The 26,507-nt window shown below is 41.0% G+C and carries 22 protein-coding genes, 1 tRNA gene and 1 pseudogene; 12 read left to right on the top strand and 12 right to left on the bottom strand.

Going from position 1 to position 26,507, the window contains the following annotated elements:
• Positions 1-2 precede the first annotated feature (2 nt).
• From LBQ60_19875 to LBQ60_19845, 7 genes and pseudogenes are all read right to left on the bottom strand, one after another.
• Positions 3-722 carry a TolC family protein gene (locus LBQ60_19875; protein ID MDR2040186.1) on the bottom strand — a complete coding sequence of 240 codons (720 nt, stop codon included), beginning with the start codon at positions 720-722 and terminating at the stop codon, positions 3-5.
• A 24-nt stretch (positions 723-746) separates the two neighbouring features.
• A complete protein-coding gene (locus LBQ60_19870) occupies positions 747-1,460 on the bottom strand; it encodes a sugar transferase (GenBank protein ID MDR2040185.1) in 714 nt (237 codons plus the stop codon).
• Between the two features lie 96 nt (positions 1,461-1,556).
• Positions 1,557-1,826: pseudogene (locus tag LBQ60_19865) on the bottom strand (response regulator).
• Between the two features lie 126 nt (positions 1,827-1,952).
• Positions 1,953-2,354 carry a response regulator gene (locus LBQ60_19860; GenBank protein MDR2040184.1) on the bottom strand — a complete coding sequence of 134 codons (402 nt, stop codon included), beginning with the start codon at positions 2,352-2,354 and terminating at the stop codon, positions 1,953-1,955.
• A 79-nt stretch (positions 2,355-2,433) separates the two neighbouring features.
• Positions 2,434-3,075: an MBL fold metallo-hydrolase gene (locus LBQ60_19855; GenBank protein ID MDR2040183.1), complete on the bottom strand. Its 642-nt coding sequence runs from the start codon at positions 3,073-3,075 to the stop codon at positions 2,434-2,436.
• Between the two features lie 28 nt (positions 3,076-3,103).
• On the bottom strand, positions 3,104-4,546 hold the full coding sequence (locus LBQ60_19850; protein MDR2040182.1) for an arylsulfatase: 1,443 nt from the start codon (positions 4,544-4,546) through the stop codon (positions 3,104-3,106).
• A gap of 51 nt (positions 4,547-4,597) precedes the next feature.
• Entirely contained in the window at positions 4,598-6,817 is a 2,220-nt protein-coding gene (locus LBQ60_19845) for a S9 family peptidase (GenBank protein MDR2040181.1), read from the bottom strand.
• 235 nt (positions 6,818-7,052) lie between these two features.
• Between LBQ60_19845 and LBQ60_19840 the strand changes: the two genes are divergently transcribed.
• From LBQ60_19840 to LBQ60_19815, 6 genes are all read left to right on the top strand, one after another.
• Positions 7,053-7,736, top strand: coding sequence for an NAD-dependent deacylase (locus LBQ60_19840; GenBank protein ID MDR2040180.1), 684 nt, complete (start codon positions 7,053-7,055; stop codon positions 7,734-7,736).
• Positions 7,737-8,124: 388 nt separating this feature from the next.
• Positions 8,125-8,373 (top strand): hypothetical protein, encoded by a 249-nt coding sequence (locus tag LBQ60_19835; GenBank protein MDR2040179.1) that lies wholly within the window; start codon positions 8,125-8,127, stop codon positions 8,371-8,373.
• 13 nt (positions 8,374-8,386) lie between these two features.
• Entirely contained in the window at positions 8,387-8,572 is a 186-nt protein-coding gene (locus LBQ60_19830; protein MDR2040178.1) for a hypothetical protein, read from the top strand.
• A 40-nt stretch (positions 8,573-8,612) separates the two neighbouring features.
• Positions 8,613-8,798: a hypothetical protein gene (locus LBQ60_19825; protein MDR2040177.1), complete on the top strand. Its 186-nt coding sequence runs from the start codon at positions 8,613-8,615 to the stop codon at positions 8,796-8,798.
• A 134-nt stretch (positions 8,799-8,932) separates the two neighbouring features.
• On the top strand, positions 8,933-9,538 hold the full coding sequence (locus LBQ60_19820) for a PorT family protein (GenBank protein MDR2040176.1): 606 nt from the start codon (positions 8,933-8,935) through the stop codon (positions 9,536-9,538).
• 218 nt (positions 9,539-9,756) lie between these two features.
• Positions 9,757-10,407 carry a PorT family protein gene (locus tag LBQ60_19815; GenBank protein ID MDR2040175.1) on the top strand — a complete coding sequence of 217 codons (651 nt, stop codon included), beginning with the start codon at positions 9,757-9,759 and terminating at the stop codon, positions 10,405-10,407.
• A 33-nt stretch (positions 10,408-10,440) separates the two neighbouring features.
• Here LBQ60_19815 and LBQ60_19810 read toward each other — a convergent pair whose 3' ends face one another.
• Both LBQ60_19810 and LBQ60_19805 read right to left on the bottom strand, forming a co-directional pair.
• A complete protein-coding gene (locus LBQ60_19810) occupies positions 10,441-10,803 on the bottom strand; it encodes a hypothetical protein (protein MDR2040174.1) in 363 nt (120 codons plus the stop codon).
• A gap of 315 nt (positions 10,804-11,118) precedes the next feature.
• Positions 11,119-12,162, bottom strand: coding sequence for a nucleoid-associated protein (locus tag LBQ60_19805; protein MDR2040173.1), 1,044 nt, complete (start codon positions 12,160-12,162; stop codon positions 11,119-11,121).
• 151 nt (positions 12,163-12,313) lie between these two features.
• Between LBQ60_19805 and LBQ60_19800 the strand changes: the two genes are divergently transcribed.
• Positions 12,314-12,387: transfer RNA gene (locus LBQ60_19800), tRNA-Pro, on the top strand.
• Between the two features lie 511 nt (positions 12,388-12,898).
• The gene (locus tag LBQ60_19795) at positions 12,899-13,723 is read left to right on the top strand and encodes an alpha/beta hydrolase (protein ID MDR2040172.1); all 825 of its coding nucleotides are present in this window, start codon (positions 12,899-12,901) and stop codon (positions 13,721-13,723) included.
• An 81-nt stretch (positions 13,724-13,804) separates the two neighbouring features.
• On the opposite strand, the gene LBQ60_19790 is transcribed toward LBQ60_19795, so the two are convergent.
• Positions 13,805-14,260 (bottom strand): pyridoxamine 5'-phosphate oxidase family protein, encoded by a 456-nt coding sequence (locus tag LBQ60_19790; GenBank protein ID MDR2040171.1) that lies wholly within the window; start codon positions 14,258-14,260, stop codon positions 13,805-13,807.
• A 144-nt stretch (positions 14,261-14,404) separates the two neighbouring features.
• Complete coding sequence (locus tag LBQ60_19785) at positions 14,405-15,154, bottom strand: hypothetical protein (GenBank protein ID MDR2040170.1); 750 nt, start codon at positions 15,152-15,154, stop codon at positions 14,405-14,407.
• A 390-nt stretch (positions 15,155-15,544) separates the two neighbouring features.
• Here LBQ60_19785 and LBQ60_19780 point away from each other — a divergent pair, with 390 nt between their 5' ends.
• From LBQ60_19780 to LBQ60_19770, 3 genes are read left to right on the top strand one after another with little or no spacing between them, the layout of a single operon-like run.
• Positions 15,545-16,705, top strand: coding sequence for an efflux RND transporter periplasmic adaptor subunit (locus tag LBQ60_19780; GenBank protein ID MDR2040169.1), 1,161 nt, complete (start codon positions 15,545-15,547; stop codon positions 16,703-16,705).
• Positions 16,706-19,855, top strand: coding sequence for an efflux RND transporter permease subunit (locus LBQ60_19775; protein MDR2040168.1), 3,150 nt, complete (start codon positions 16,706-16,708; stop codon positions 19,853-19,855).
• A 4-nt stretch (positions 19,856-19,859) separates the two neighbouring features.
• A complete protein-coding gene (locus LBQ60_19770; protein ID MDR2040167.1) occupies positions 19,860-21,236 on the top strand; it encodes an efflux transporter outer membrane subunit in 1,377 nt (458 codons plus the stop codon).
• 78 nt (positions 21,237-21,314) lie between these two features.
• On the opposite strand, the gene LBQ60_19765 is transcribed toward LBQ60_19770, so the two are convergent.
• Complete coding sequence (locus LBQ60_19765; protein MDR2040166.1) at positions 21,315-23,300, bottom strand: S41 family peptidase; 1,986 nt, start codon at positions 23,298-23,300, stop codon at positions 21,315-21,317.
• 441 nt (positions 23,301-23,741) lie between these two features.
• Here LBQ60_19765 and LBQ60_19760 point away from each other — a divergent pair, with 441 nt between their 5' ends.
• The gene (locus LBQ60_19760; GenBank protein ID MDR2040165.1) at positions 23,742-26,507 is read left to right on the top strand and encodes a glycoside hydrolase family 78 protein; all 2,766 of its coding nucleotides are present in this window, start codon (positions 23,742-23,744) and stop codon (positions 26,505-26,507) included.

Raw genomic sequence — 26,507 nt, 5'->3', positions numbered from 1 at the left:
AGTTATTTAACTATTTTAGTCCCAATTACCTCTTCCATTAATCTCACAGCCTTAAAAAAAGTATTTTTTTGCATCTCCTGGTTATTTTTGGTTCCAAGGTATGTTTCAAAAACGGAATTATAATCCTTTAAAGAAATCTTATTGGATGCATAATCATTTTTGGCTTGTTCGTACAATATATTATTGGAATACATGACCTGCGTATACATATCCAATGTGCTTTTTATCGACAATAATTCAAAGTAATTACTGATGATTAACTGCCGTAACGAGGATTCCAGTTCTTCTTTCTTTAATTCGGCCTGTTCAATAGCAATTTTTGCGCCCTGCTTGTTGATTTTCCGATCGGTAAATTCTGTAATGGGTACCCTCACATATGCGCCGACACCATACCGCCATTGGTTTCTGTCGCTATAAGGAACCCATATATTATTCTGGTTGTAAGAATTATCCGCCCCATAACGGGCATCTGCCTGAAGTGAAATACCTTCCACCCATGTCCTTTTTACCAATGTTAAGTTATATTTACTCAGGAGGATTTCATTCCCTGCCGATTTTATCACCGGGGAATACAACATGGCGGAATCGATCAATGCCTGCAATGGTGGTAAAGACCATTCCAGACTATCCGTATTATCTGGTTGGATAGCAGGTATATCTTGTGCATCTCCGGTCCCGGTAAAAGACAAGTGTAAAAAAAGAGCAAGAATTACGATCCTCATATTTTATTTAATATCCTGATACGATTAAACATTCATTTTCCGGAATAATGCCGGGATTGTCCTCAGAAGCAATAACAAATCGCCCCAAAAAGAATTCTTTTGTGCATACATATTATCCAGTATAAAACGGTCTTCTTCCGACATAAATCCTTTACGTTTCCGGAATTCTATCTGCCATAAGCCTGTCATTCCTGCTGCTGACCTGAAGCGTCTCGACCAGCGGGATTTGGTTAAAGCATGCGCCTCATATACCGGCAACGGACGATTACCGACAATGGACATATTTCCCTCCAACACATTAAATAACTGGGGCAACTCATCGATATTGGTAGTACGGAGAAAACGACCGACTTTCGTAACCCTCGGATCGTTCGGTATTTTCCAGAATGCTTTCTGGGAATTATTCCTGATCAGTGCCAACCGTTCACAAATACGCTGACCATCATAGTAATATGCTGGAGAGCACAACTCACCTTCAGGCAATTTGGCACATTCAGAACAAACCAATTCTACTGCTTCTTCCTGTATTACATATTGGTTTAAATTACCCATTTCCCTCAGGCGGCGATCGGCATCTTCATACATAGATCTGAACTTGTAAAAATCGAATTCTTCATAATTACGTCCGATCCGTTTTGACTTATAAATGACTTTCCCTTTCGATTCTAAGCGGATGACTATGGTCACCAGCAAAAAAACCGGAGATAAAATGATGATGGCTAAAGAAGCAACTATCACATCAAAAATACGTTTCGCAACCGGTGTTTTATATGGACGGGCAAAATCATCATGTTTTTTATCTAAAAGTACCGGATGGTGATCTTGTAAGTATCGTATACGATCATAAATACGATCTGCATTCAACGGTTTTTGCAAACATCCGTCCGCATAAAAAGACCTGGCTTTGCTTCTTAAAGCATCCGTTATAAACTGTGCGACCAGGATAAATACAATTCCCCTGCTTAAATGTAGTTTACGTATTTCCTGTAATAAGGAAAGGCCATTTAAACCTGGCAAATTGATCTCGGATATAATTGCATCTATTTCAACTCGTAGTTCTAAGTTTTCCGGCGGACCAAATGCTTTAAATTCCCCTCCGGTCATCCACTTGATAGCCATCAACCCGTTGGGTTCGTGATGCATTTCGAACAGACGGCTGTTTTCAAAGGTATTTATTACCGAAGGATCATTGCCTATGTATAATATTTTAACCGGAGTTTGTTCCATTTTTTAAGTTCCTATCCGGCTCAGGAAACGTTCCCGTACTGCAAGCCGGCGCTTAATACGTGCTATTACTTCGCTCGGATTAAATGGCTTTACCACATAATCTTCAGCACCCAGTTCAAAACATTTTATTTTGTCTTTGCTCCATTCCCTGCCTGATAGAATCATGATCGGGATATCATCGAAAAATCCACTGCTCTTTATTTTTTCCAAAAATTCAAATCCATTCATTTCCGGCATTACCAGATCACAAATAATTAAATCCGGAAAATTACCGGTTTCCAGATAGTCAATTGCTTCCTGCCCATTTGGCAATGAAACTACTTCAAACTCTCTTTTAAGGGTATTTTCGATAATGTAACGGATACTTTTTTCGTCATCAATGACCAAGATTTTCTTTTTTGACATAAAATAACCCTTTTACAATATGATGAATATGTGTATTATCTAATACGGATTTTTAGTTAAAAAGTTCCAAAAAGAGTAATTACATCCCGTTCAGGAAAGGATTATGCATCATTTCCTGCCCAATGGATGTTTCAGGTCCATGGCCGGGAAAAACAATTGTTTCCGGAGGTAACACGATTAGTTTCCTTGTAATTCCATCGATCAGCTGGTCATAATCTCCACCGGGCAGATCGGTCCGGCCTATGCTTCCGTTAAACAAAACATCGCCAACAATTACATTTTTATAGTCGGGAAGGTGAAGAACAATACTCCCGGGTGAGTGACCGGGAATATGATATATCTTGATTTTCACATCCCCCATTTCGAGTACTTCGCCATCATTGAAGAATACATCCGGCATAGGTGGCTGTTCCACAGGAAAGCCGAACACCTCACCTTGCTTGTAGGCATTCTGCAACAGGAAAAGATCACCTTTATGCGCTGCTGCTTTCACTTTCCAGGTATTGTATACATAAGCATTGCCTATTACATGATCGAAATGCCCGTGGGTATTGATCATCCAGATTGGCTCAAGCTCATTGTCTTCAATGTATTTTTTCAACACAGCCTGCTCATTTGGAGAATAGCATGCCGGATCTACAATGATGCTTTGTTTGTTGTCGCTTGATATAATATAGGTATTTACTTCATAAGGGTTAAATACAAGATGATGTAATTTCATTGCTTCCGGTACTTTAATTTATAAATGATCAGTTGATATGCTGTGGAATGGTGAATTTAAATACTTCCGAATCGGTATGCGCCTGGGGGATAATTCGTCCCAATTCACTGATTAATTCGGGATGTCGCTGCGCAAGGTCATGGTCTTCATGAATGTCTTTTGACAGATCATACAATTCGATACTGGTTTTTTCAGGACGATTAACATTAAGCCAGATTGCTTTCCAGTTTCCCTTCTGCACAGCTATCTTACCGCCCTGCTCATGAAATTCCCAGTACAGGTATTCATGTTTTTTTTGTTTTCCTTTTCCGAATAATGTGGGTAAAAATGATATTCCATCTGTATGGTTCCGGATATCACTTCCCGACAATTCGGCAATTGTAGGCATTACATCCCAGAACGCAGACACATGATCGCTTACGCTTCCCGCTTTAATTTTTCCCGGATACCAGGCTACAAAAGGTACCCTGATACCGCCTTCATACAAATCACGCTTTACACCCCGCAAAGGTCCATAACTATTGAAAAAATCAGGATCCGCCCCACCCTCACGGTGTGGACCATTATCACTGGTAAACATGATAATGGTATTTTTATCCAACCCTTCTTTTTTCAATAAGTCAATGATTTCTCCCACATATGCATCTAAACGGGTAATCATTGCTGCAAAGTCGGCCTTCGGATGAGGAGTACTCCCATAACCCCCATTCTTGTATGATGGGCCGCTATCTACTCCGTTATAAGGCTTTTCAGGGAACTTGTCTTCATATGTCTGCATGATACTGTCTTCCGGGTTCACCAATTCTGCATGCGGAATAACATAGGTCAAAAAGGCAAAAAAAGGTTCATCTTTATGATGAATGATAAATTTTAAGATTTCCTCCTGGATAATATCCTGGGAATAATCCTCTTTGCCAGTCCCTCTGTTTCCTTTGAGCCATACTGTATCCTTGTTGTGCCATAGATAATACGGATAATAATTATGGGCAATACGTTGACAATTATAGCCAAAAAACTCATCGAAACCTTGGTTCTCCGGAGCTCCTTCCGATCCCGGATAGCCTAGCCCCCATTTACCGAAACACCCTGTAGCATAACCGTTCTCTTTTAACATTTTGGCTATGGTATAAGTGTCACCGGGTTGAGGATATTGTCCTTCCGGTTGATGTTCCTTGTTTCCACGGATAGGTGTATGCCCGGTATGTAATCCGGTTACCAGCGAAGAACGCGATGGAGCACTTACCGTACATCCTGCGTAATGACGGGTAAATAGCATACCCTCTTTAGCTAATTTATCAATATTAGGTGTACGGATATACTTTTGCCCATAACATCCTAAATCGCCATAACCCAGGTCATCAGCTAAAATATAAATAATATTAGGCTGCTCAGGTGTCTTTTCCTGCCGGCATCCTGTAGTAAATACAGAACAGATCCCTATCCCGATATATGAAAATATTGTCGGTTTCATCAATATTTTTTCACAAAGATAATTGTATCATGTTCAACAAAAAAGTTTATTTTATCTTCCTCCGGGAGGAAGATTTTCTTTCCAGTATTTATCGATCGACAAGCGTAGATGCATGGTGGTATTTTCGCCTTCATAGATGCCATGTCCCCGCATCGGATAAGACAACAGGGAAAACATTTTCTTATGCCGGACCAGTTCATTGATCATCAGTTCACAATTCTGGTAATGTACATTATCATCACCCGTACCATGTACCAATAACAGATTTCCTTTCAGATTCCCGGCATACTTAACTGTCGATCCCTGTTCAAAAGCGTCGTCATCACCTGTGGGTAAACCCATATAACGCTCCTGGTAAGCGGCATCGTACAGTTTTTGGTGTGCGATAAAAGCAATAGCAATACCGGTTTTGTAAATTTCCGGATATTGGAACATACAAGTCAAAGTAGTGGATCCTCCCCCACTCCAACCGGATATACCAATCCTCTCCGGATCGATAAAATCATATTGCTGTATCATCTTTTCCATTGCGGCGGCCTGGTCAGCTGCATTAAGAATGCCTATTTTCCGGTAAATACTTTTACGCCATGCCCGGCCACGGGGTACATTAGCGCCACGATTATCGATACTTACGACAATATATCCTTCCTGCGCCAGATAACGATGCCACAAATCCCCTCCGGACCAGCTATCCTGAACGGTAGAACCGGCAGGTTCCCCATATACATGGACAATCACCGGATATTTTTTGGCCGGATCAAATCCTAACGGTTTGATCATCCAGGCATCCAATATAATTTCCCCGATATCCACCTTGATAAATTCTTTTTTTGCCAAAGACAAGTCATCAAATTTCCGCTTGGCTTCAGCATTATCCTCCAGTATCCGTATCGTTTTGTTCTGGGGAAACTGTACCATGCCGTATTCCGGAGGGGTTGATGCGTTTTGAAAAGTGTGTACCGCCCATTTCCCTGTCGGCGAAAAATTATATGAGTGTTGTCCCGATTGCCCGTCAACCGGTATTTTCTCCACTTTGCCCTTACCTTTCAATGAGGCTCTATAGAGGTAACGCTGGGTGTAATTTTCTTCTGTTGCCATAAAATAAACATACCCTTTTTCCTGATCCATACCAGTTACCTGTATTACATCAAAAGCGCCGGGTGTAAGACATTGAATATCTTTTCCGTCACGACTGATTTTGTATAAATGGCACCATCCGTCGCGTTCGCTCATCCATGTAAACGAACGGTTCTTATCCAGCCATCTGATCTCATCATTCACATCTACCCAGGCATCATCTGTCTCGGTAAAAAGCACTTCTGGCTTTCCGTTCCTGAGCATCCATACGGTATTGATATTTTGCGCCCGGTTGAACTGATGTACCATCAAATCATTGCTTTCCGGAACATAATCCATACGTGGGAGATAATTTTCACGGGGATCACCGGGAATATCCATCCATTCGGTAGCTCCGCCGGAAACAGGTACAATACCGACTTTAACTGCAGAAAGTGTAGTCCCTACTTTCGGATAAGGCAATGGTATCATCTGTGAATAAATGGAATCAACATTATCAATCATATAAAATACACCTGTTCCCCTGGTATCCGATTGCCAATAGGCAATACTTTTTCCGTCCGGACTCCATCGAAACCCATCCCGGCAACTGAATTCTTCTTCATACATCCAGTCAAAGGTACCGTTAATGATCGCGTCGCTTCCGTCAAAAGTAAGCTGGGTTATTTTCTGACTGGAAATATCTTCCACATAGATATTATTACGGCTTACATAGGCTACATAATTACCATCCGGAGAAAATTTGGCAAACATCAATGATTTTCCGGCTAATCCTTTTCCCAGCACCGTACGTTTCCCTGTCTCCATATCCAACACCTGGTAATCCCCCCTTGTCGGATATCGCCACACCCTTTGCGCATTATGGTACAAAAGCATTTGCCGGTTATCTTTACTCCAGATATAGTCCTGTAGCCGTAATGATTTCCCGGTCGCTTCATCTTTCAGCCATCCGGAAGGAACGATCACGGTACGATGATTGGTTGCTACATCATAACGAACGATTTCATTGGCATTGTCTTCCTTATTAAATTCTATGCGGCTGTAACTTTTTCCATCTTCCATCCATTTCATCATCTGGATGCCTTTGGTATGAATTACTCCCGTAGCATATATTTTCTCAACAGAAAGTGCCTTTTCCTGGGCATTTGAATAGAGTGTAAAGAATAGAAAACAGATAAATAAAATACTTTTCATTTTTTCCATATTAAAACATCTTACAAGTTACGTATTTTGCTTCAAATATAGTGAAAGGTGAGAGCAATTGTAGAAAGCTTGCTTTCAAAAAATTGCCGAACCGCATCCTATATTCTACAAATATGCAAAAAAATGTGTCTGTAAAAATTGATTTTTATCCTTTTTATTTTAAATCAGACTGAGATAATCGATTGTTTTATATTTTTGAATGACTATAAATATTCAATCGGAGCAGATGAAAAAGAAATTGGTTGTTTTGACAGGAGCAGGGATCAGTGCAGAAAGCGGCATTACCACATTCCGGGATTCCGGTGGTCTCTGGGAACAATACGATGTAATGGAAGTGGCCAGTATTGACGGATGGAACAAAAATCCGGAACTGGTACTGCAATTTTACAATGATCGCCGCAAGCAATTGGACTCCGTAGAACCCAATGCGGCACATCGTATTCTTGCCGAACTGGAAGATCAGTTTGACGTCCACATCATCACCCAAAATGTAGACAACCTGCACGAACGTGCCGGAAGCACCAATATTCTCCATCTGCACGGAGAACTGACAAAGGCCCGCAGTTCCGTAAACCCCGGCTTAATTACAGACATCGGGTATCGCCCGGTCAAATGGGGAGAAAAAGCAACAGACGGCAGCCAGTTAAGACCACATATTGTCTGGTTCGGAGAAGCTGTTCCTATGATTGAACCAGCCATCAATATTGTTGCTTCGGCAGATATCCTACTGATCGTCGGCACATCATTAAATGTATACCCTGCAGCAGGACTTGTCGGTTATACGAACAGGGCTATTCCCATCTATTTAATCGACCCTAATGAAGTCTCATACCCGGGAAGGAATATCAATGTTATCAAAGATAAGGCAACAACAGGAATGGAAAAATTCCGCAAATTAATGGAAACTTAATCCCAAACGACTTCATATTATTTTATATCAATATAAGTACACTTCAAAAGCACCTATAAATCAGCGATCAATACTACTGACGGAATAAAGCCTGTTCCCTAATTCACACATTCAACCTATAGTTTAAGGGTACTAAGACCTATCCGGATCCCTTTCGGCAACTCACGCTATCATTTCAGTATTCAAAAAATACGCTTCGGTATTCTTTTCAATTTATTCCATTGTTTGGCTAATACTTTTGTAATGTAAAAATAAATCAGACATGGATAATAAAATTTCATACCCAACAAACAGAATAAAAATGAGACCGTTTTTTTCCGTTGCACGCATTCCATCAGGTAATTTTTCGTTGCCTGCACAAGTAGTAATAAAATAAAAAATTATCCTTATGAAGCTGTATCGGGAAATTGAGCAGGAAAAAAGTTTCACTCATTCACTCATCATGACAAAAGAAGAAAAATATGCAAAAGTACTCGCCTTATCCATCATCTATGAAAAGGAAGAAGGCTGTAGGATGCCCTTCGTTGAAAGGATCGCATGTCATGAAAATGAAGTCGAAGAAATTCTAAATGCTGTTCATGACAAAGATTTCAAAAACTGGATCAAATCAGTTGCCCCCTATTTTAAGTATCACTAAAATCAAAATAAACATGAAAAGAGAGGAGATATTCATCCGTTTTCTGTCCCTAGTCCGGACACATTTCAAGGAAGAATTCAATATTGGGTTTTACTCAGAACATCTTGGAGTAAGTTCAGATGAACTTTCTGAGATCATCTGGGAAAAGAGTGAGAGCACCTTATCAGATTGGTTGGACACCATGCAGAAAAGAGCATAGCAATAAAAAAATAAAAGTTAAATCATAAAATAAATCTATCATGGAAAAGGAAAAATTGTTTCTCAGGTTTTTGACACTGGCAAAACTGTATTTCAAGGAAGAACAAGACACAGGTTTTTATGCAGAACAACTTGGAATAAGTCCAGTAGAGCTTTCGGATATTACCATGGAACATACCGGAAGAAGTCCTTCCGAATGGGTAAAAGAAATGCGAAAAAGGGCTTGAATATCTACTTGATATCCAAAATGTAACCGGATATGAATCCGTAAATCGAAAAATAGGAACGACTCATGAATATCGGCCGATAAGTGAGTCCTATTTATTATACACAAATCTAATCACCAAAAAATTTAGAAATCATGAAAAGAATAATTTTATCTCTGGCAGTTATATTAGCAGCTGGCTTTACACAGATAAGTGCTCAAAGCGTAACAAGCGGGGTTAAAGCAGATTTAAATATCTCGAACTTTATCCTGAAGGACCTGGATCACATGGATAGCAAAATGAAAGTAGGCGCATCGTTAGGTGGCTTTGTAAAAATAGAGTTCACACAAAATTTTGCAATACAACCTGAGTTATTGTTTCATTTCAAAAGTTCGGAAATAAAAAATAACTCTACCCGACCAAAGACCAAAAGCGATTATGAGTACTGGGGAATGGAAATTCCGGTATATGCAGTTGGTCAGATGCAACTGGGGCTAGGAACAGGTTATGTAGGGATAGGTCCTTATGTAGGCTTAGGATTCAGTGCAAAATCAAGTCCGGGAAGTAGTGATTTGTATAAGAGAGATGTTTTGCAACGCTGGGACTTCGGATTTGGCGCTATGCTCGGATATGAATTCGACTTTGGCCTTCAGATCAATGCCGGGTACAAGATCGGGGTAATCAACGCAATGGATGAAGGAAGCGATGATGCCAAAATGTTACCGCAAATGATCAGTGTGGGATTTGGATATAGATTCTAATCTTCAAAAGCACAAAAAAGCTGTCTTCAAAATCCGTGAAATTCGTCAATGCAAACAAAGTGAAGCGACTAACACAGTAAATTCATCCTATATGCAGATGATAAAAATGCTTCTACCAGTTCTGTATTAATTCCCTCCTGTAACGACAACATGTTCACGAATTTTGGACAGCTTTTTTCCTGAGTTATTAAGAATCCATATATGAGTACCTTATTTTTATGAAAAAGCTTTTATTAGTATTGACATTATTTATTTCCGGATGGATACATCCCGGGATAAAGGCCCAGTACAATATCAGCGTCGGATTTAAATCTTCCGCTATTGGCTTCGATTATATCATGAAGCACAAAAACGGACATTCAAGCGACATGAGATTCGGAGTATCTTTGGGAGGCATGATTCCAGTGGAAATTTCAAATCATTTCATTGTCCAGCCGGAATTTAATGTTTATTACAGGTCAAACATGATCAAAAACGATATGGACGGGACTTCCCGGGAATTGATGATCTGTGGTGCGGAAATACCGATTTATGCTTTATACCGATGGGGATCTGATAACAGTTCTATCCATATGGGTGCGGGAATATACCTGGGGGCAGGATTTATTGCTTCAGACCGGACAAACGACATAGACCTGTACGATGAAGAATACCTGAAAAGAATGGATTTCGGACTTGGATATATGATCGGATATCGTTTTAAATTCGGACTTTCTCTTCAACTAGAATATAAGATAGGAGTACTCAATGCGTTGACATCACAAAATAACAATAACAAAATGTATCCCCAATCGGTAGGAATAGGTCTGGGGTATATATTTCCTGCTATTAAGCCAAAATTTACCGGGCAAGCTTTATCAGAGCTATAATAATATACTTCTGGCCTACATCACATTAAAGCTTTATGAGAAAACGAGTGTTCTTTTCCTGTCAAATTCAAAGTCATGACCAGAGGCGATCTTTTCCAGATGTTCTTCAAAGTACACCATAAAATGATAGTGTCGGTCAATGGACAACTGAAATCTTAACTTTTTCCCATAACGGAAATAAAAGTCATAGTTGCGAACACTGGTTCCATTATAATTCCTGGTACGGATTTTTATCCGGACAAGTTCCCGGAAAGTAATATCGCGGCGGATATATGTAATATTGAATGTTCCCTTTTCCCTGACATCTGCTATCTTCAGGTCATCATAACAGATATATTCCTTTCCGCCCCAAAAAGGCAGGCTACAAAGGAACAGGATAACAACAGGTATTGTCACGATAATACTTTTGAAGAAAAAAGGACTCAAAAAAACGGAAGAAAAAAAAGACAAGCAATCCGACAAAAACACTGTATTTGTAGGTATATCCTGAAAGAACAACATGTTTCGGGTTTACATCTTCATTATATTGTTCCTTAAAAATCCCGACAACAAACGTTGCTTCGTTTTCAGGAGAAACAGAAACAATACGTTTTTTTTAATTGATCAATGATGATTAAAAAATCTTTCTTATTCATGAAAGTCAAACAACCGGTAAAATAAAGTGACTGATGTATTTATTCGCAAATTCACGAGTAAATCACCAGTATCAGATCATTGTTCCTCCCTGAAGAATATCTTGTAGTACCTCATATCCCGATCATCATCATAGCCTTTTTCTATTAACTGCCGGTTACCGTGAACATAAATATGAAAATTCTTGTCCAGTTTAATGACGCTTTTGAAAACTTTCGCCTGCTTTTTGACAGCCGGGTCGGATATGGCAAATTCTTCTTCAATTTTCACATCCCGGTCTTCCTCATATTCTTCTTTATACTGTTTGAAAGACTCTATCACTTCCGGTTGCTGGATCACCTGACTGGCAAAGTCATCAAAAGAAAATTCATCATTTTCCCTGAAAAACTGAACTGATTTGTTCAAGATATCCGCCTGATCTATTTTATCCACATTAAAGCTCTCCGGAAGCCGTTCCACCACAAATTGCTTGCACATATCAAGGCATTGTTCGGTCTGATGAAAGTTATCATTCCGCCGGGCGATATTCAGAAAACTATCACGCCAATACATGGCTTCTCCAGTTTGCCGTAGGTTATCTACCACAGAAACCAGATAACCGTTTTCCCGTTCGCTGTTAAATATCAGGCAGCCTTTATCCAGTTTATTGATGTTGATCCCATCTTCATATTCGATCTCAAAGCTATCAGATGTAGGATATACCTTCAGGAAAGTCTCTTTTGATTCGGATTTGAATAAACCGACAGCATCAACTTCTTCTCCGTCTACAACGCAATTGAGTAGATGCACCACATATAACTCGCCGCTTTTAATTTTCGGATGCGTCGATTCTTCATACAAATGACGGGCAATACTCACAGATTGTTCATAAAATGTTTCAGGATGATCAAAAATCTGGGATACATAATTATATACCTCATTCAGATTAATATCCGATTCATGTGTCAGGTTATAATATTCTTCTGATTTAAAAGGAGACAGAAAATACTGCAATAACAGGCTTTGTACTGCTTCATCCACCTGCATAGGAGCATTGGAAAGCCGTATTCCTTCTTCCTGTGATTTATTACCCACTTTATGCAGTACCAGTGAGTGAATACCTATTTCATCTGTATATAACATGTGCCGGAAAAGTATTATTATTTAATTCAACAAAGATAATCGGATTTCACCAAAGGGAGTTCGAAAGACGATCTCTTTTTGACAAGATAATATTCACAAAAATATTTGGAGATTGATAATTCGTCCTTATCTTTGCAGCGTTTTAAACAATCGGGGTGTGGCGCAGTTGGCTAGCGCACTTGCATGGGGTGCAAGGGGTCGAAAGTTCGAGTCTTTTCACCCCGACTTGTTTTATAAAACTTTGACTATCAGTACGTTTATTTTGCGACTTTTACGATTTATGCGACCGGCTTACTATCTATTGCAGCTTACTAAAAATCAGATGTTTATAAATAGGGTTTATACCTCAATATTCCTGCTTCCTGGAGGGAGCTGAAATCAATCATTTACTACCTTTTGTTTGATATTCTGGTTTCCCTATCCCTTTGGGATGCAAAGGGCAACCGGACAAAAAGAAAGAATGAGAAAGCCAAATAGGTCAATCATGTATTTGATAAGATAAAGGAGTAATCATCCAACTCTATAATCAAATCCGGGAGCGGGAAAACTTTGTTACCGTCGAGATGGTATGGAACATCGGCAACGAGTATGACGATTATTTCAAGACTATTCGTAAATTCGGCGACGAGAATGAGGCTAAACAAGAATTAAAATGCGATTTTTTTGTTTATCTTATAAGCAATTGTCGTCTTGTTAAGATTCATAAAGGTCAACTCCATTATTGAAAATCAAAAACATGAAAGTTACCAACCAAACCGAGAGCAAGATAGGCCACAAAACCATTAAACATAACGGAAATACGATACATTATTTTATAAACGGAAACGTGCAGGGAGAGAGTATTGTTTTTTTGCATCCCGCATTCGGGGACCATCGGTGTTTTGACAGGCAGATTGATTGTTTTTCATCCAAATATCGGGCAATAACCATTGATATGTTGGGACACGGATTAACGGGCGTGGGGAAATCCAAAGACAAAATTTCAGCGACCGCCGGGCACATTGCGGAAATATTAAAAGTGGAAAACCGGGAACAGACGCATATTGTCGGTGTCTCCCTGGGATCTCTGCTCGCACAGGATTTTGCGTTGAAGTATCCCGATAAGGTTTTGTCACTCACAGCACTTGGCGGATATAACATTAACAGGGAGCAGCCGGAGGTGGCTAAATCCCAAGGACGGGAGATGTTCAAATGGTTCTTCAAGATGATCTTCTCGATGGATGCCTTTCGTAAGTATACGGCGAAAGTATCCGTAATAAATGAGACGGAACAAACCTGCTTTTATGAAAGTGCAAAACACTTCACACGAAGATCGTTTACCGTTATGTCGGGACTGGATGCCTTGATAGCAAATCGAAATGTGGAGCGGGATTGGCCTTTGCTTATTCTATCTGGTGAAAAAGACAACGAATTAGCACTCAAAATGGCAAAACAATGGCACAAAGATGATCCTGACAGCAAATTTCATATCATTGAAAAAGCGGGACATTGCGCCAACATGGATAATGCGAAAGCGTTTAACAGGATATTGATGAATTTTATCCCAACAAAAACCGCTTGATTGAAAGATAAATGAATAAAAAAAGACACTCCATTAGTCACCAGTCATTTGTCACTGATAACCATGTTTGATCACCAGTCACTATTTATAATATTTCCCGGTGACTTCCTTAATACTGATTTCAATAATACCGGTTGCTTTTATCATTTTTTCGGGAAATTCCTGATCACTCAATTGCGGGGTATATTTCTGCACGATCGCCCTGAGTGCTTTTATTTTTACGTCGACATCGTTTACCAATACCGCATCACCCAGAATAATGACACTTTTGAATATGGTATTGGTATCACACGGGTTATCACCAAATGTTAAATCACCCATTTCGTCCACTTCAAAACCCACTTTCGGATCCGACAAAATATTGGATATCTTCTGTCCTTTAATCAGGCCATGTACATAAATCTTTTTCTCCAGATATACGAAATGTACGGGCACGACATAAGGGTACCCATTTTCATAGTTGGTAGCTATACGCCCTACAGATGCCTCCGTCAATAAAATTTCCGTTTCAGCTTCCGTCAGCTGATGCCTTTTCATTCTGCCCTGCATAATTATTTCCCTTTAAAAATTGTTTTGCAAAGTAACAGGAAATTTTTCCCAATCATATAATGATCGGTGCATTATTTTATTCTGGTATACAATCCTGAATCTATAATACAGGAATTATCTTTGTACCCTGATTTACTTTACTTTGGTGTAATATCCGGGATTAATATATAACATTCCCGGTCCTACATATAGCTGATTTCCCTGCAAATCGAGATCTATTCTCTTTAACTTTTCCTCTTCTTCAATAAACAGGCCCAACAGTTCGGCAATAGTCCGGTTTCCTTCATAGAAAGTCCTCTGTATGATATCATATTCGCCGTAATCGGTGTACAACAGGATATTATTGGTTCCCCTCTGGTAAATATATTCTTTGAGCCGTGACTCAAAGACCAGTATAATGGAATCTTTCGTCATATTCATCGCCCACTCTCCTTCAAGAGAAACCAACTTGTCGGTATAGTTCCAGATCCTGTTCAATTCCACCTTTGCCAGCTTGTCCGACATATTATAAACGGTATACCCATCCGCACCTTCCTCAACAATGATCTCCCGATCATCTTCTTCACCTACGTTCCATGCAATCAAACGATATTTGTCGTCATAGGTAATACCCTTATACTGAAGACAGGCATTATAAGTATAGTATTCTTCTAAACTCCAGTAACCATATTTATTCTGATACCAGCTATACGCCAGGGCAAAAGGATATCCGGGAAATGATATGGTAATAGAGTCCCGGCCATCCGACATAAACCATATAGTATTATAAAATTTATGATCACCCCTGAGACTTTCCCACCGTTCCATTTCTTCATCATCTTTTTCACAAGCTACAACTATAACAGCTATGAAAATAACCAGATACTTGGTATAACGCATCATCTTATCAAAAAAAGTTGTTTACTAATATAATACAAATATTCATTTATATTTGTTCAAATATCACTCCATCTGTACAAAAATGGATGTATAAAGTGATTATATCTCTTTCCCCACTCTTTTTACCTGCGCCAACTCTCTTGTTAAATGATCCCTGCTGAAAGCATGAATAAAATCCTGATTGATCTCGTGATTCATTCCGGTTAGGTAAGACTGACACTGATCAAATAAAAAATCAATATAAATCAATGATTACATGCGTATTGCATTATCAATACAAACAGGATAGATGTATTTTTTTAAAAGAATTTATAGATAATAAAAACAATATTGTTATAGATTTGTTATTATCTTTAAATCATATTTTAATACAGGCTAAGAGATCGCATTTAGATGAAATTCAGGAAAATAGCTTCTTATTTAATATTGATATATATCATATCTTCCGGTGCATGTAAAAGGAGTGAGGAAAAGCCTCCGGTTGTAGCCGTTGAAAATGTATCCATAGATAATATTGAAATTTATGGGAAATATTCGGGATTGATCCGGGCATACCGTAGCGTAGAGATACATGCGCGTGTGGAAGGTTATCTTGAACGGATGACCTTTAGTGAAGGTAAAAGGGTAGAGAGCGGCGAGCCCTTGTTTTATATCAATGCCGAGGTATACAAGGCAAAAGTTGAAAAGGCGCGTGCACAATTGAAAAAAGATGAGGCCCAGGCTGCAAAGGCAGAGAGGGATCTACATCGTATCGAACCATTGTACGAACAGAATGCAGCCAGCCGCCTCGATCTGGATAATGCCATAGCGGCTTTGGATATGGCTAAGGCCAGCGTATCCATGAGTAAGGCAGATCTGTCCCAGGCCGAACTGGAACTGAGCTATACAGTGGTACGTTCACCGCTGTCAGGTTATATCAGCGAAAGGCATGTGGATATTGGTACACTTGTGGGTAAGTCCAATTCTTCCCTACTGGCGACAGTGGTGAGACGGGATACTGTGCTCGTGGATTTTAAACTTACGGCTCTCGATTATTTAAGAAGCCAGCGGCGTAACGTTCACCTGGGTGAACTGGATTCCACCCGGTCCTGGCAACCGACCATTACGGTTACTCTTGCCGATAATACCATTTACGGCAAAGAGGGAATTGTGGATTTTGCCTCGCCACAGGTAGATCCGCAGACCGGTACTTTCGGTGTAAGGGCCGAACTGCCTAACCCTAACCAGGAACTTCTCCCGGGACAGTTTACCAGGGTAACCCTTCTGCTCGATGTGATGGAAAATGTGATGATAGTCCCCCAGAAAGCAATCTCGATAGAAAAAGGCGGGGCCTTTTTATTCGTGGTGCGCCGGGATAGTATTGCCGAAAAAAGATTTGTGGAAACTGGACCTGAACATGATAATAAGATAGTAGTTACACGTGGAGTTAGTCCTTACGAAAAAATAGTGGTGGAAGGACATCATAAACTGACACCGGGACAAAAGGTAATAGCCCGCGACCCGGTTGTAGAACCATATTACGAAAACCAGGGAATTAAAGAGGAGTACGAATAGATGAAACCGGGATTTTTCATTGACCGTCCTGTTTTTTCAACCGTTATCTCAGTACTGATCGTACTGTTAGGTATTATAGGGTTGTTTTCCCTGCCGGTGGAACAATACCCGCATATTACGCCACCGGTGGTAAAGATCAGCGCGTCTTACCCTGGTGCTAATGCCACTACGGTATCCCAGGCGGTATCGACTCCCATTGAACAGGTACTGAACGGTACGCCGGGAATGATATATATGGAATCGAGCAGTTCCAACTCCGGCGGGTTATCCATAAGCGTCACTTTTGATGTAAATACCAATGTGGATTTTGCAGCAGTGGAAGTCCAGAACAGGGTGAAACTGGCAGAATCCCGTTTGCCTGCCGAAGTGATACAAAATGGTGTATCCATAGAGAAGCAGGCGACCAGCCAGTTACTGACCATTGCCCTTGTGTCCGATGATCCGAAGTTCGACGAAATATACCTGAGCAACTATGCTACCATCAATGTGCTGGATATTATTGGCCGTATACCCGGAGTAGGCCGGGTGTCGAATGTAGGAAGCCGGTATTATGGCATGCAGATATGGGTATACCCCGATAAGATGGCAAGTTTCGGGATAACGGTAAAAGATCTGCAGGACGCATTAAAAGACCAGAACCGGGAATCGGCAGCAGGTGAGATCGGTAAACCTCCGGTTTCGGATGTGGATGTAGCAGTTACTATTACGGCCAGGGGGCGTCTTTCTACGGTCAGTGATTTTGAAGACATTGTTGTGAAAGCCAATAACGACGGATCTTTTATTAGGATGCGGGACGTGGCCAGGGTATCACTTGAAGCTTCGTCGTATAATACGGAAAGTGGTTTAAACGGCAAGAATGCTGCTATACTGAGTGTTTACCTGTTGCCCGGCGCCAATGCTATAGAAGTGGCCGATGAAGTAAAAAGGGCAATCAATGAAATAGCTCAAAGTTTTCCTGAGGGCCTGGATTATCTGATACCTTTCGACATTACAGAATATATCTCCGAATCTATCAGTGAAGTGTATAAAACTTTGTTTGAGGCTCTTTTCCTGGTAATCCTGGTGGTATTCCTGTCATTGCAAAGCTGGCGTGCTGCCTTTATTCCTATCATAGCCGTCCCTATTTCGCTGATCGGCACTTTCGGGTTTATGTTGATTATGGGATTCTCCCTGAATATGCTCACATTGTTGGGGTTGGTACTGGCTATAGGTATTGTGGTGGACGATGCCATTGTGGTTGTCGAAAATGTGGAACGTATCATGAATTCGCGCAAAATAGGTGCACGTGCGGCAACGCATATCGCAATGAAAGAGCTTACCGGTGCGCTTATTGCTACCTCCATGGTACTGGCTGCCGTATTTATACCGGTAAGTTTTCTTGACGGAATAACCGGTTCACTGTTCAGGCAATTTTCCATTACTATTGTGGTATCGGTATTGATTTCCACAGTAGTGGCCCTGACTTTGAGTCCTGCCATGTGCGCTATTATCCTGAGACCTCACAAAAGAACCCGGAATATTATTTTCAGGAAAATCAATATCTGGTTAGATAAAGGCAATAAAAAATATACCGGTATCCTGGGTAAAATATGCGGATACCCGAAAAGAATCCTGGCGGGTTTCGGAATGGTATTGGTATTGATATTCGTTCTGAACAAATATATACCCACAGGATTTATACCACAGGAAGACCAGGGATTCTTTACCGTGGAACTCGAAATGCCTGAGGGAACCACACTCGAACGTATGCGGACGGTAACCGACAGGGCAGTTACTTTTATCAACCAATTGGATGCTGTGGAGTATGTGCAGAATGTAACCGGCTCCAGTCCAAGGGTAGGCTCAAACCAGGGACGGTCTACCCTCACTGTGATACTGAAACCATGGAAGAAAAGAGGCCAGGATGTGGAAGAAGTGATGCATATAATATTAGATGAGTTATATAACTATCCCGAAATAAAGGCGTATACCAGCCGTCCTCCAGTAGTTCCGGGGCTTGGAGGTGCAGGCGGCGTAGAATTGAAACTGCAGGCAAAATCGGATGCTCAATGGGACGACTTAGCAACGGGTGTGGATTCTTTTATCTACTATGCATCAAGGGCTAAAGAAGTTGCCAATGTGTCAAGTGCGCTGCAACCCGAGATACCGTTGATATATTTTGATGTGGACAAAGACCTCGCTAAGTTACTGGGAGTACCTATATCGGATATCTTCTCAACCATGAAAGCTTATCTGGGTTCGGTATATGTGAATGATTTCAACATGTTCAACCGTATATATAAGGTCTATATCCAGGCCGACCAATCTTTTCGTTCGACTCAGGATGATATCAGCCTCTTTTTTGTAAAGACTTCCAATGGCACCATGGTACCGCTTACTGTACTGGGGAAAACAGAATATACCACAGGTCCCGGAAGCATTACCCGGTTCAATATGTTTACATCGGCCCCTATACAGGTAACCCCTGCAGCAGGGTATAGCTCGGGGCAAGCGATGAAGGCTATTGAACGGATTTCAAAGAAACATCTTCCAAAAAATATAGGATTCTCATGGAGCGGGCTTTCCTTCCAGGAACAAAAAGCATCGGGACAAACAGGGAAGGTAATGACCCTTGTATTTATTTTTGTATTCCTGTTCCTTGCAGCACTGTACGAAAGCTGGGTAGTACCCATATCGGCCCTGCTTTCTATTCCTGTGTCGGCTTTAGGTGCATATCTCGGGATTTGGGTTCTGGGACTTAATAACGATATTTATTTCCAGATAGGGTTGGTTACCCTTATCGGCCTTGCTACCAAAAATGCCATCCTGATCATAGAATTTGCCAAGATGCAGGTCGAAAATGGCGATACCCCCATGCAGGCAGCTCTTCAGGCTGCAAAATTGCGATTCAGGCCGATCCTGATGACTTCTTTGGCGTTCGTATTAGGTATGTTACCGATGGTTATTGCTTCAGGGCCGGGATCGGCAAGTCGCCATTCCATTGGTAGCGGTGTGTTTTTCGGTATGATTCTGGCTATAACCATAGGTATTATCCTGGTACCTTTTTTCTTTGTACTGGTATATAACTTCAAGGAAAGGTTTAAGATACCCGATTTCAAATTCAGGATACCCGACAAGTATAAAAAAATATTGAAACGCAAACCGAAGTAACAGTATGAAAAACCTATTTTATATGATACTTGTCCCGGTCTTGGCACTGTTGCTTTTTTCCTGTAAAGCCGGTCGTATTTACAAAACACCGGAGATGAACATACCCGGGAAATTCGACAGCCAGGGTATGGAGCAGGGTAATATAAATGATATCGGGTGGAGCACTTTATATCCCGATACTATTTTACAGGGGCTTATATCGAAAGCCCTGGAAAATAACAAGGATATGCTCTCGGCTTATGCACGTATCAGGGAGATGATTGCCAGCCGGAGGATCAAATTTTCGGAACTGTTTCCCCAGATAGGTGTACAGGCGATTGCCGATAAGGAATACCTGAATTATGGTGGAGACAATAAGACATACAGTCCGGAGATCAATGCTTATCTTACCTTCGGGTGGGAGCTCGATATATGGGGTAATCTACGTTACCAGAATGATGCGGGTATTGCGGCTTACCTGCAGTCGGTAGAATCACAGAAGGCTTTGCAGCTAACCGTTGTTTCGCAGGTAGCACAGATGTATTTCGAGCTGAAAGCCCTTGACCGTGAGTTGAGGATCGTACAGCAAACACTCGATTCGCGTCATGAAGCTGTTACATTTGCCAAATTAAGGTATGAAGGAGGAATGACTTCGGAAATACCTTACCGGCAGAGTCTGGTGGAACATGCACGTACCGAAACGCTTGTTCCTAAACTTCAGTATGAGATCCGGCAGAAAGAAAACGATCTTTCCATGCTTTTGGGTGAATTCCCTACACATATTCACAGGGGGGAAGATATCAGCCTGTATGCCGATACTCCCGATCTCCCGATAGACCTTCCGTCGGAGCTATTGCAACAAAGGCCCGATGTGCGCCAGGCCGAACAAAAACTGAAGGAGGCGCATGCTAATGCAGGAGTTGCCTATACCAATATGTTCCCCAGGATAAAACTTACTGGGAACCTGGGCTTTGAGAACTCGGAGATCAAAGATTTCCTAAAAAGCCCGGCATGGTATATTGCCGGCTCACTCACAAGTCCCCTGTTTAGTATGGGAAAGAATAAGGCTGCCCATAAAGCTGCTCTCGCTATTTATGAACAGGAGACCTATGCTTATGAAAAAAAGATCCTTGACGTTTTCAGGGAAGTAAATAATGCACTTGAATTTTTTAACAAAACAAAAGAGATGTACGAATCAACTGAGGCACTGTACCAGTCGGCTCAGTTGTACCATGCACTGGCACGATTACAGTATGTGAATGGCGTGATCAGTTATATCGATGTTTTGGATGCACAACGCCAGTTGTTCGATGCCGAAATAGCACTCAACGATGCCATCCTGGATAAGCTGTTGGCTACGGTATCGCTTTATAAAGCATTGGGTGGAGGCATTACGGAATAACTATCTTCATCCGCGACAGGGTAAGTTCTATATACAACCCGAAAAATACATCTTAAAAGATATAAAACTCAACCGGATCTATCGATATTCCAAATACTCCTTTGCTGCATTGATCCAATCAATATCTGAAGTCAGGAATATATCAGGTTGTATTCCATAATCTAGATATTGGGTAAGTTTTGCCGAATGCCTTATTGTAGTGCCGTAGAATAGTAAAAATTGCTTGTCTGGCGACTCTATCAGTGCACAGTTTCCCACTTCTTCGGCTCCATGACTTATTTGTCCCATAACTTTAACTTTATTACTTTGCTTGGCGTATAATAGAAAACTTTCAGCAGCGCTTGCGGTTCCGCTGTTGGTAAGTATCAGGATATTTTCAGGATATTTTTGAGTTTTATTTGGCTTGTTAACGATTAAATGGCTGTTACCCGCAAATCTTTTCCCGGAATTGCTCCTGATAAAATCAGCTCTTTCTTTTTCTCCGTAACGCTCCATCAGTTTTGCATTTTCCTCACTGATTCTGAACATATTTCCACCCGTATAATATACTGGTTTGGATTCAATGTATTTACATAATGGATTCCAAGCATTATCGCTACCACCTCCATTACCGCGCAGGTCAATGATCAGGTTAGGGGTATTACTGATCAGATAATCGTTGGCATCGATCATACGGGCAATGACCTGATGGGCTTTATGTCCATTGAATGATTTAAGTTTGATATACATGGTTTTAGATGACAGTCTCCGGACAGAAAACTTATCATATACATCAACAGTGTCAGCAAATGCCGGTATATTCATAAAAAAACCAACATGCGTTTTACGGAAAAAACCTAACCAATCTGTTACCAATCGGACACAATCATGCGATGATGTGATCGAATTACTCTCAGCCCATTTTCCGGTTGTATGTTTTTCATAAGCTTCTTTACCTTTCAATTCCACAGCATAATCGAATCCGGCATCTGATTTTTCGAACTCAGTCACTGCCCAGTCAAAGATTTCCCTGCAATTGCAATTTGATTCACCCACGAGTTCTTCATATCCTTTATGTTGCTTCAAATCCTTAAAAAGATCGTTGGTTACGGTATAATTGACAGCATAAGCCCAGCCTTGTTCCTTTATTTCTTTCAGGATTTGTATTGCTTCTTCAAAATTTCCTTTCATCGAGTATGCAGCAGCCCTAAACAACAGATCATCAACCCGCTTATAAAGCGCTTTGTTTTGAAGGTCAGGAACAAGCGTGGCATATAATGAATCTTTAATATCAAGACACCTCAGCATTCCATCTGGTTTTTTATTACTGATTAATCTCTTCAATGTATCTTCTACTGGTTTTATCAGGGCGAAATATATCATCAGCGGATCATAAGTAAGTTTCACGTATTCCGGATTTTGATGCAGTGACGCAAAAGAGCAGTTGTAGACAGATTCCCGGACATATTCCGGCTTTTCTTTGTTCAATTCGCTGAGCAATCGAAGGGACTCTTCTTCATTATTATCAATTGCATATAGTTCGGCCCGGATAAATTTAATCCGGTATTTAAAATCATCATTTTTTGATGATTTGCCTGAGTTATAAAGCTCTTCGATTTTTTGTATTTCTTCAAATGCTCTATCCGGATCGAGCGCCATATAAGCTCGACGAAGCTCATCAAACGATTTTTTAATTAAATCGTCCGTTTGAGAACGGATTTGGAATTCCTCCGATGTTTTGAATGAAAAATTTTCAATCAGGTTTTTCTTGAAAGCAATCTTCATTTCCGATGTTCCTGCGTTTCCCAGTGTTACATCATAAAAAAAGGTGCTCCCTTTTTTCTTTATCAGCCTGTGATCACTGATTTTCCCCAGCCTACTTCTGAGTTCTCTGATTTCCTCGCCAGCCTTTTTATTGAAGCTGTTATAATCCTCCATATCAACATTATAGTAAAGCCTGGCAATATCATCATTTCCCCTGTTATATCTTTGAACAAACTCCTCAACCACCTTATTCTGTTCGGGCGTTTGTGCCGAAGAAACCAACGGCATGAATAATACGGAAATAAGCAAAAGTTTTTTCATATGTATATCATTTATTTTAAGATCATACGAACCCAAAGGTTCAACGAAGTTAAACCCTCATTTTTCATATTAACTCCCTTACGGTCATTGAGCTTCGGTTCTTTTTCATTGCGAGTTCCGCTCATAAGGGTTTCATATTGTTACAAATTATAGTGCAACTATTATTTACTTGATATGGGAATTACCCTGTTCATACCAATGTTACAAATATATGATTTTTCATAATCAAATATTTCATTACAGAAAAACAACATTTTAAAAAGCAACAACACACTATTAATCAATCAATTAAATTCATATTACTTTAAGTTTATTACATTCTTAACGGTTTTTGTAACTTTGTACGCAAATAAAGTATGAATTTCATACAACAGGGTCTATTTTATTCATCAGATCAGGACAGACAGAGAAAAAATCAGGTAATTATATATCAAACCTACCATGTTAAAACATCTTCATTATTTCTTTTTCCTCCTTTTATCCGGACTTTGTTTACCGGTGTTTTCCGGTATTCAGCCAACGGGTCTTAGTTGTGAATACATTGAGAACCCGCTTGGGATTGACATTACTGATCCCGTATTAGCATGGAAAATACAGTTTGATGAACGGTCACAGATACAAACCGCCTATGAAATAATGGTTGCTACATCCGAATCCGATCTGGAACAAGGGAAAAAGTTGACATGGAAAAGCGGAAAAAAGATATCAGGACAAAATAACAACATCGTTTATACCGGCAGAAAACTACAACCGTTTACCCGTTATTACTGGAAAGTACGTATATATGACCGCGAAGGCAGACCTTCCGAATGGAGTACTACAGCCTGGTGGGAAACAGCCATGCTGCAAAAGGATGATTGGAAGGCTCAATGGATCAGCGACGGTAGTAAACCACCTGCCAATGAGATAGATTTCTATAAAGACGATCCGGCTCCTATGTTTCGAAAAACATTCCATGTAAAAAAACAGGTAGCTTCAGCACGCCTTTATATCGCAGGCATCGGCTATTATGAAGCCAGAATGAACAGCGCACGCGTTGGTGACCAGGTACTTGATCCGGGCTGGACCAATTTCGGAAAACAGATCCTTTATAGTGTCTACGATATCACGAACCAGGTACATCCAGGCAACAATGCCATAAGCATCATCCTCGGCAACGGGTTTTACAATCCATTGCCGATGAGAATATTCCGGCCTTTGCGGGAATATCTTTATATCGGTCGTCCCTGCGTGAAAGCACAGGTGAGGATACATTATACCGACGGTTCCGTAGAAACGATCATTACCGATCAAAGCTGGAAAACTGCTCCCAGCGCCATCATGCGTAATAATGTTTACCTGGGAGAACATTACGACGCCCGGCTGGAAACACCGGATTGGGATACTCCGGCATTCGACGACAATCATTGGAAACAGGCTTCAGACATTGATGCTCCTTCCGGAGAATTAACCGTTCAGTTGCAACCTCCAATCCGTATCACCAGGATCTTCCGGCCTGTGAGAATGACCGAAAGCCGACCCGGCGTCTTTGTTTTCGATATGGGACAAAACTTTGCTGGTGTAGCTCGTATCAAAGTAAACGGTCCCCGTGGAACGAAAATCTCCATTCGTTACGGCGAAGATGTATATTCGGATGGCAGTCTCAACGTAATGACCTCCGTAGCCGGACAACAAAAAAGAATATGGGATGCAGACCGGGAGGCTCCCGGACAACCTCAGACAGCCTGGCAAGAAGATAGTTATATCCTAAAGGGAAGTGGAGAGGAGATATGGGCCCCTTCTTTTACTTTTCATGGCTTCCGGTATGTGGAAATCACCGGATGGCCCGGCCGCCCTACTCTTGATAATATAGAAGGCCTTCGCATGAATGCCGACCTGCCACGTACTGGAAGCTTCGAGTGTTCCAATCCTATGTTCAACCAACTGAATACTGCTATCGATCACACATTTTTGAGCAATGTGTTCAGTGTACAATCCGATTGTCCTGCGCGTGAAAAATTCGGATATGGCGGGGATATTGTGGGAGTAGCACGTACCTTTAGCTGGTACTATGACATGGAGAACTTTTACCGCAAAGTGATCCGGGATTTTGCCAATGACCAGCGCCCTCTTGGCGGAATGACCGAAACCGCTCCTTATAATGGTATTGCCGACCGCGGTCTAGGTGACGGATCCGGCCCCATCGGATGGCAATTGGCTTTTGCTTTCCTGCAAAAGCAGTTGTATGAATATTATGGGGATATACGTACCATTGAGACCTACTATCCGGCTTTACGCAAACAGGTGGAATTTCTGCGCTCCAATGCCAAAGACCATATCATAGACCGGTGCATCAATGATCATGAAAGCCTTGAAGAACGCATCCCCGAATTATTCGCTACTGCACACTATTACCACCATGTGATACTCCTGTCCGAATTTGCGACATTGACCAACCATATTGCTGATGCAAAAACGTATACCCAGTTAGCTGCAGATATTAAAGCAGCATTTATTACAAAATTTATGGATCCGAACACTGGTAAGGCCGGTAACCATACGCAGGCGGCACAGGCTTTTGCATTATATTATGAACTGTTACCCGGTGGCAGTAAAGATAAGGCCTTCGATGTATTGTTACAGGAAATCGAACACCGTAACGGGCATATAGCTGCAGGTATTTTCGGTGTCCCCCTGATATTGGATGCACTGACAAAATACCAACGTAATGACATTGCTTACCAGATGGTGGATAAAAAAGATTTCCCGGGATGGGGACACATGTTGCAATCGGGTGCCACGACCATCTGGGAAACATGGAAATATTCGGACAACATTTATTCTCAGAATCATCCGATGTTCGGAAGCGTAGGTGAATGGTTCTACCAGTCGTTGCTGGGGATCAATCCTGCCCTACCAGGGTTCAAACATATCATTGTCAAGCCGCAACCTGCCGGAGACCTTACATGGGCAAAAGGAAGCTTTGAGTCCATACAGGGTACCATCTCCTCATCATGGAAAATAGAAAACAGCAAATTCATGTTCGATGTGACCATTCCGGCAAATACTACTGCTGAAATCTGGGTACCGACACGCAACGTATCGGGCGTTATGGAAGGCGATAAACCTGCCAAAGAAGCACAGGGATTAGAGTTCCTTCGTAATGAACAGGGATATGCCGTATTTGAATCGGGATCCGGAAAATATAATTTTACATCAGAATTGTAG

This window comes from Bacteroidales bacterium, assembly GCA_031275285.1.
Classification (GTDB): Bacteria; Bacteroidota; Bacteroidia; order Bacteroidales; family UBA4181; genus JAIRLS01.
Note: the sequence above shows the minus strand (reverse complement) of the source record. Positions and strands in the feature narration are given on the sequence as shown.

Coding starts and splice junctions, on each gene's coding strand:
- LBQ60_19875 (MDR2040186.1), bottom strand. CDS start 722: ATGAGGATCGTAATTCTTGCTCTTTTTTTACACTTGTCTTTTACCGGG.
- LBQ60_19860 (MDR2040184.1), bottom strand. CDS start 2,354: ATGTCAAAAAAGAAAATCTTGGTCATTGATGACGAAAAAAGTATCCGT.
- LBQ60_19855 (MDR2040183.1), bottom strand. CDS start 3,075: ATGAAATTACATCATCTTGTATTTAACCCTTATGAAGTAAATACCTAT.
- LBQ60_19850 (MDR2040182.1), bottom strand. CDS start 4,546: ATGAAACCGACAATATTTTCATATATCGGGATAGGGATCTGTTCTGTA.
- LBQ60_19845 (MDR2040181.1), bottom strand. CDS start 6,817: ATGAAAAGTATTTTATTTATCTGTTTTCTATTCTTTACACTCTATTCA.
- LBQ60_19840 (MDR2040180.1), top strand. CDS start 7,053: ATGAAAAAGAAATTGGTTGTTTTGACAGGAGCAGGGATCAGTGCAGAA.
- LBQ60_19835 (MDR2040179.1), top strand. CDS start 8,125: ATGAAGCTGTATCGGGAAATTGAGCAGGAAAAAAGTTTCACTCATTCA.
- LBQ60_19830 (MDR2040178.1), top strand. CDS start 8,387: ATGAAAAGAGAGGAGATATTCATCCGTTTTCTGTCCCTAGTCCGGACA.
- LBQ60_19825 (MDR2040177.1), top strand. CDS start 8,613: ATGGAAAAGGAAAAATTGTTTCTCAGGTTTTTGACACTGGCAAAACTG.
- LBQ60_19820 (MDR2040176.1), top strand. CDS start 8,933: ATGAAAAGAATAATTTTATCTCTGGCAGTTATATTAGCAGCTGGCTTT.
- LBQ60_19815 (MDR2040175.1), top strand. CDS start 9,757: ATGAAAAAGCTTTTATTAGTATTGACATTATTTATTTCCGGATGGATA.
- LBQ60_19805 (MDR2040173.1), bottom strand. CDS start 12,162: ATGTTATATACAGATGAAATAGGTATTCACTCACTGGTACTGCATAAA.
- LBQ60_19795 (MDR2040172.1), top strand. CDS start 12,899: ATGAAAGTTACCAACCAAACCGAGAGCAAGATAGGCCACAAAACCATT.
- LBQ60_19790 (MDR2040171.1), bottom strand. CDS start 14,260: ATGAAAAGGCATCAGCTGACGGAAGCTGAAACGGAAATTTTATTGACG.
- LBQ60_19785 (MDR2040170.1), bottom strand. CDS start 15,154: ATGATGCGTTATACCAAGTATCTGGTTATTTTCATAGCTGTTATAGTT.
- LBQ60_19780 (MDR2040169.1), top strand. CDS start 15,545: ATGAAATTCAGGAAAATAGCTTCTTATTTAATATTGATATATATCATA.
- LBQ60_19775 (MDR2040168.1), top strand. CDS start 16,706: ATGAAACCGGGATTTTTCATTGACCGTCCTGTTTTTTCAACCGTTATC.
- LBQ60_19770 (MDR2040167.1), top strand. CDS start 19,860: ATGAAAAACCTATTTTATATGATACTTGTCCCGGTCTTGGCACTGTTG.
- LBQ60_19765 (MDR2040166.1), bottom strand. CDS start 23,300: ATGAAAAAACTTTTGCTTATTTCCGTATTATTCATGCCGTTGGTTTCT.
- LBQ60_19760 (MDR2040165.1), top strand. CDS start 23,742: ATGTTAAAACATCTTCATTATTTCTTTTTCCTCCTTTTATCCGGACTT.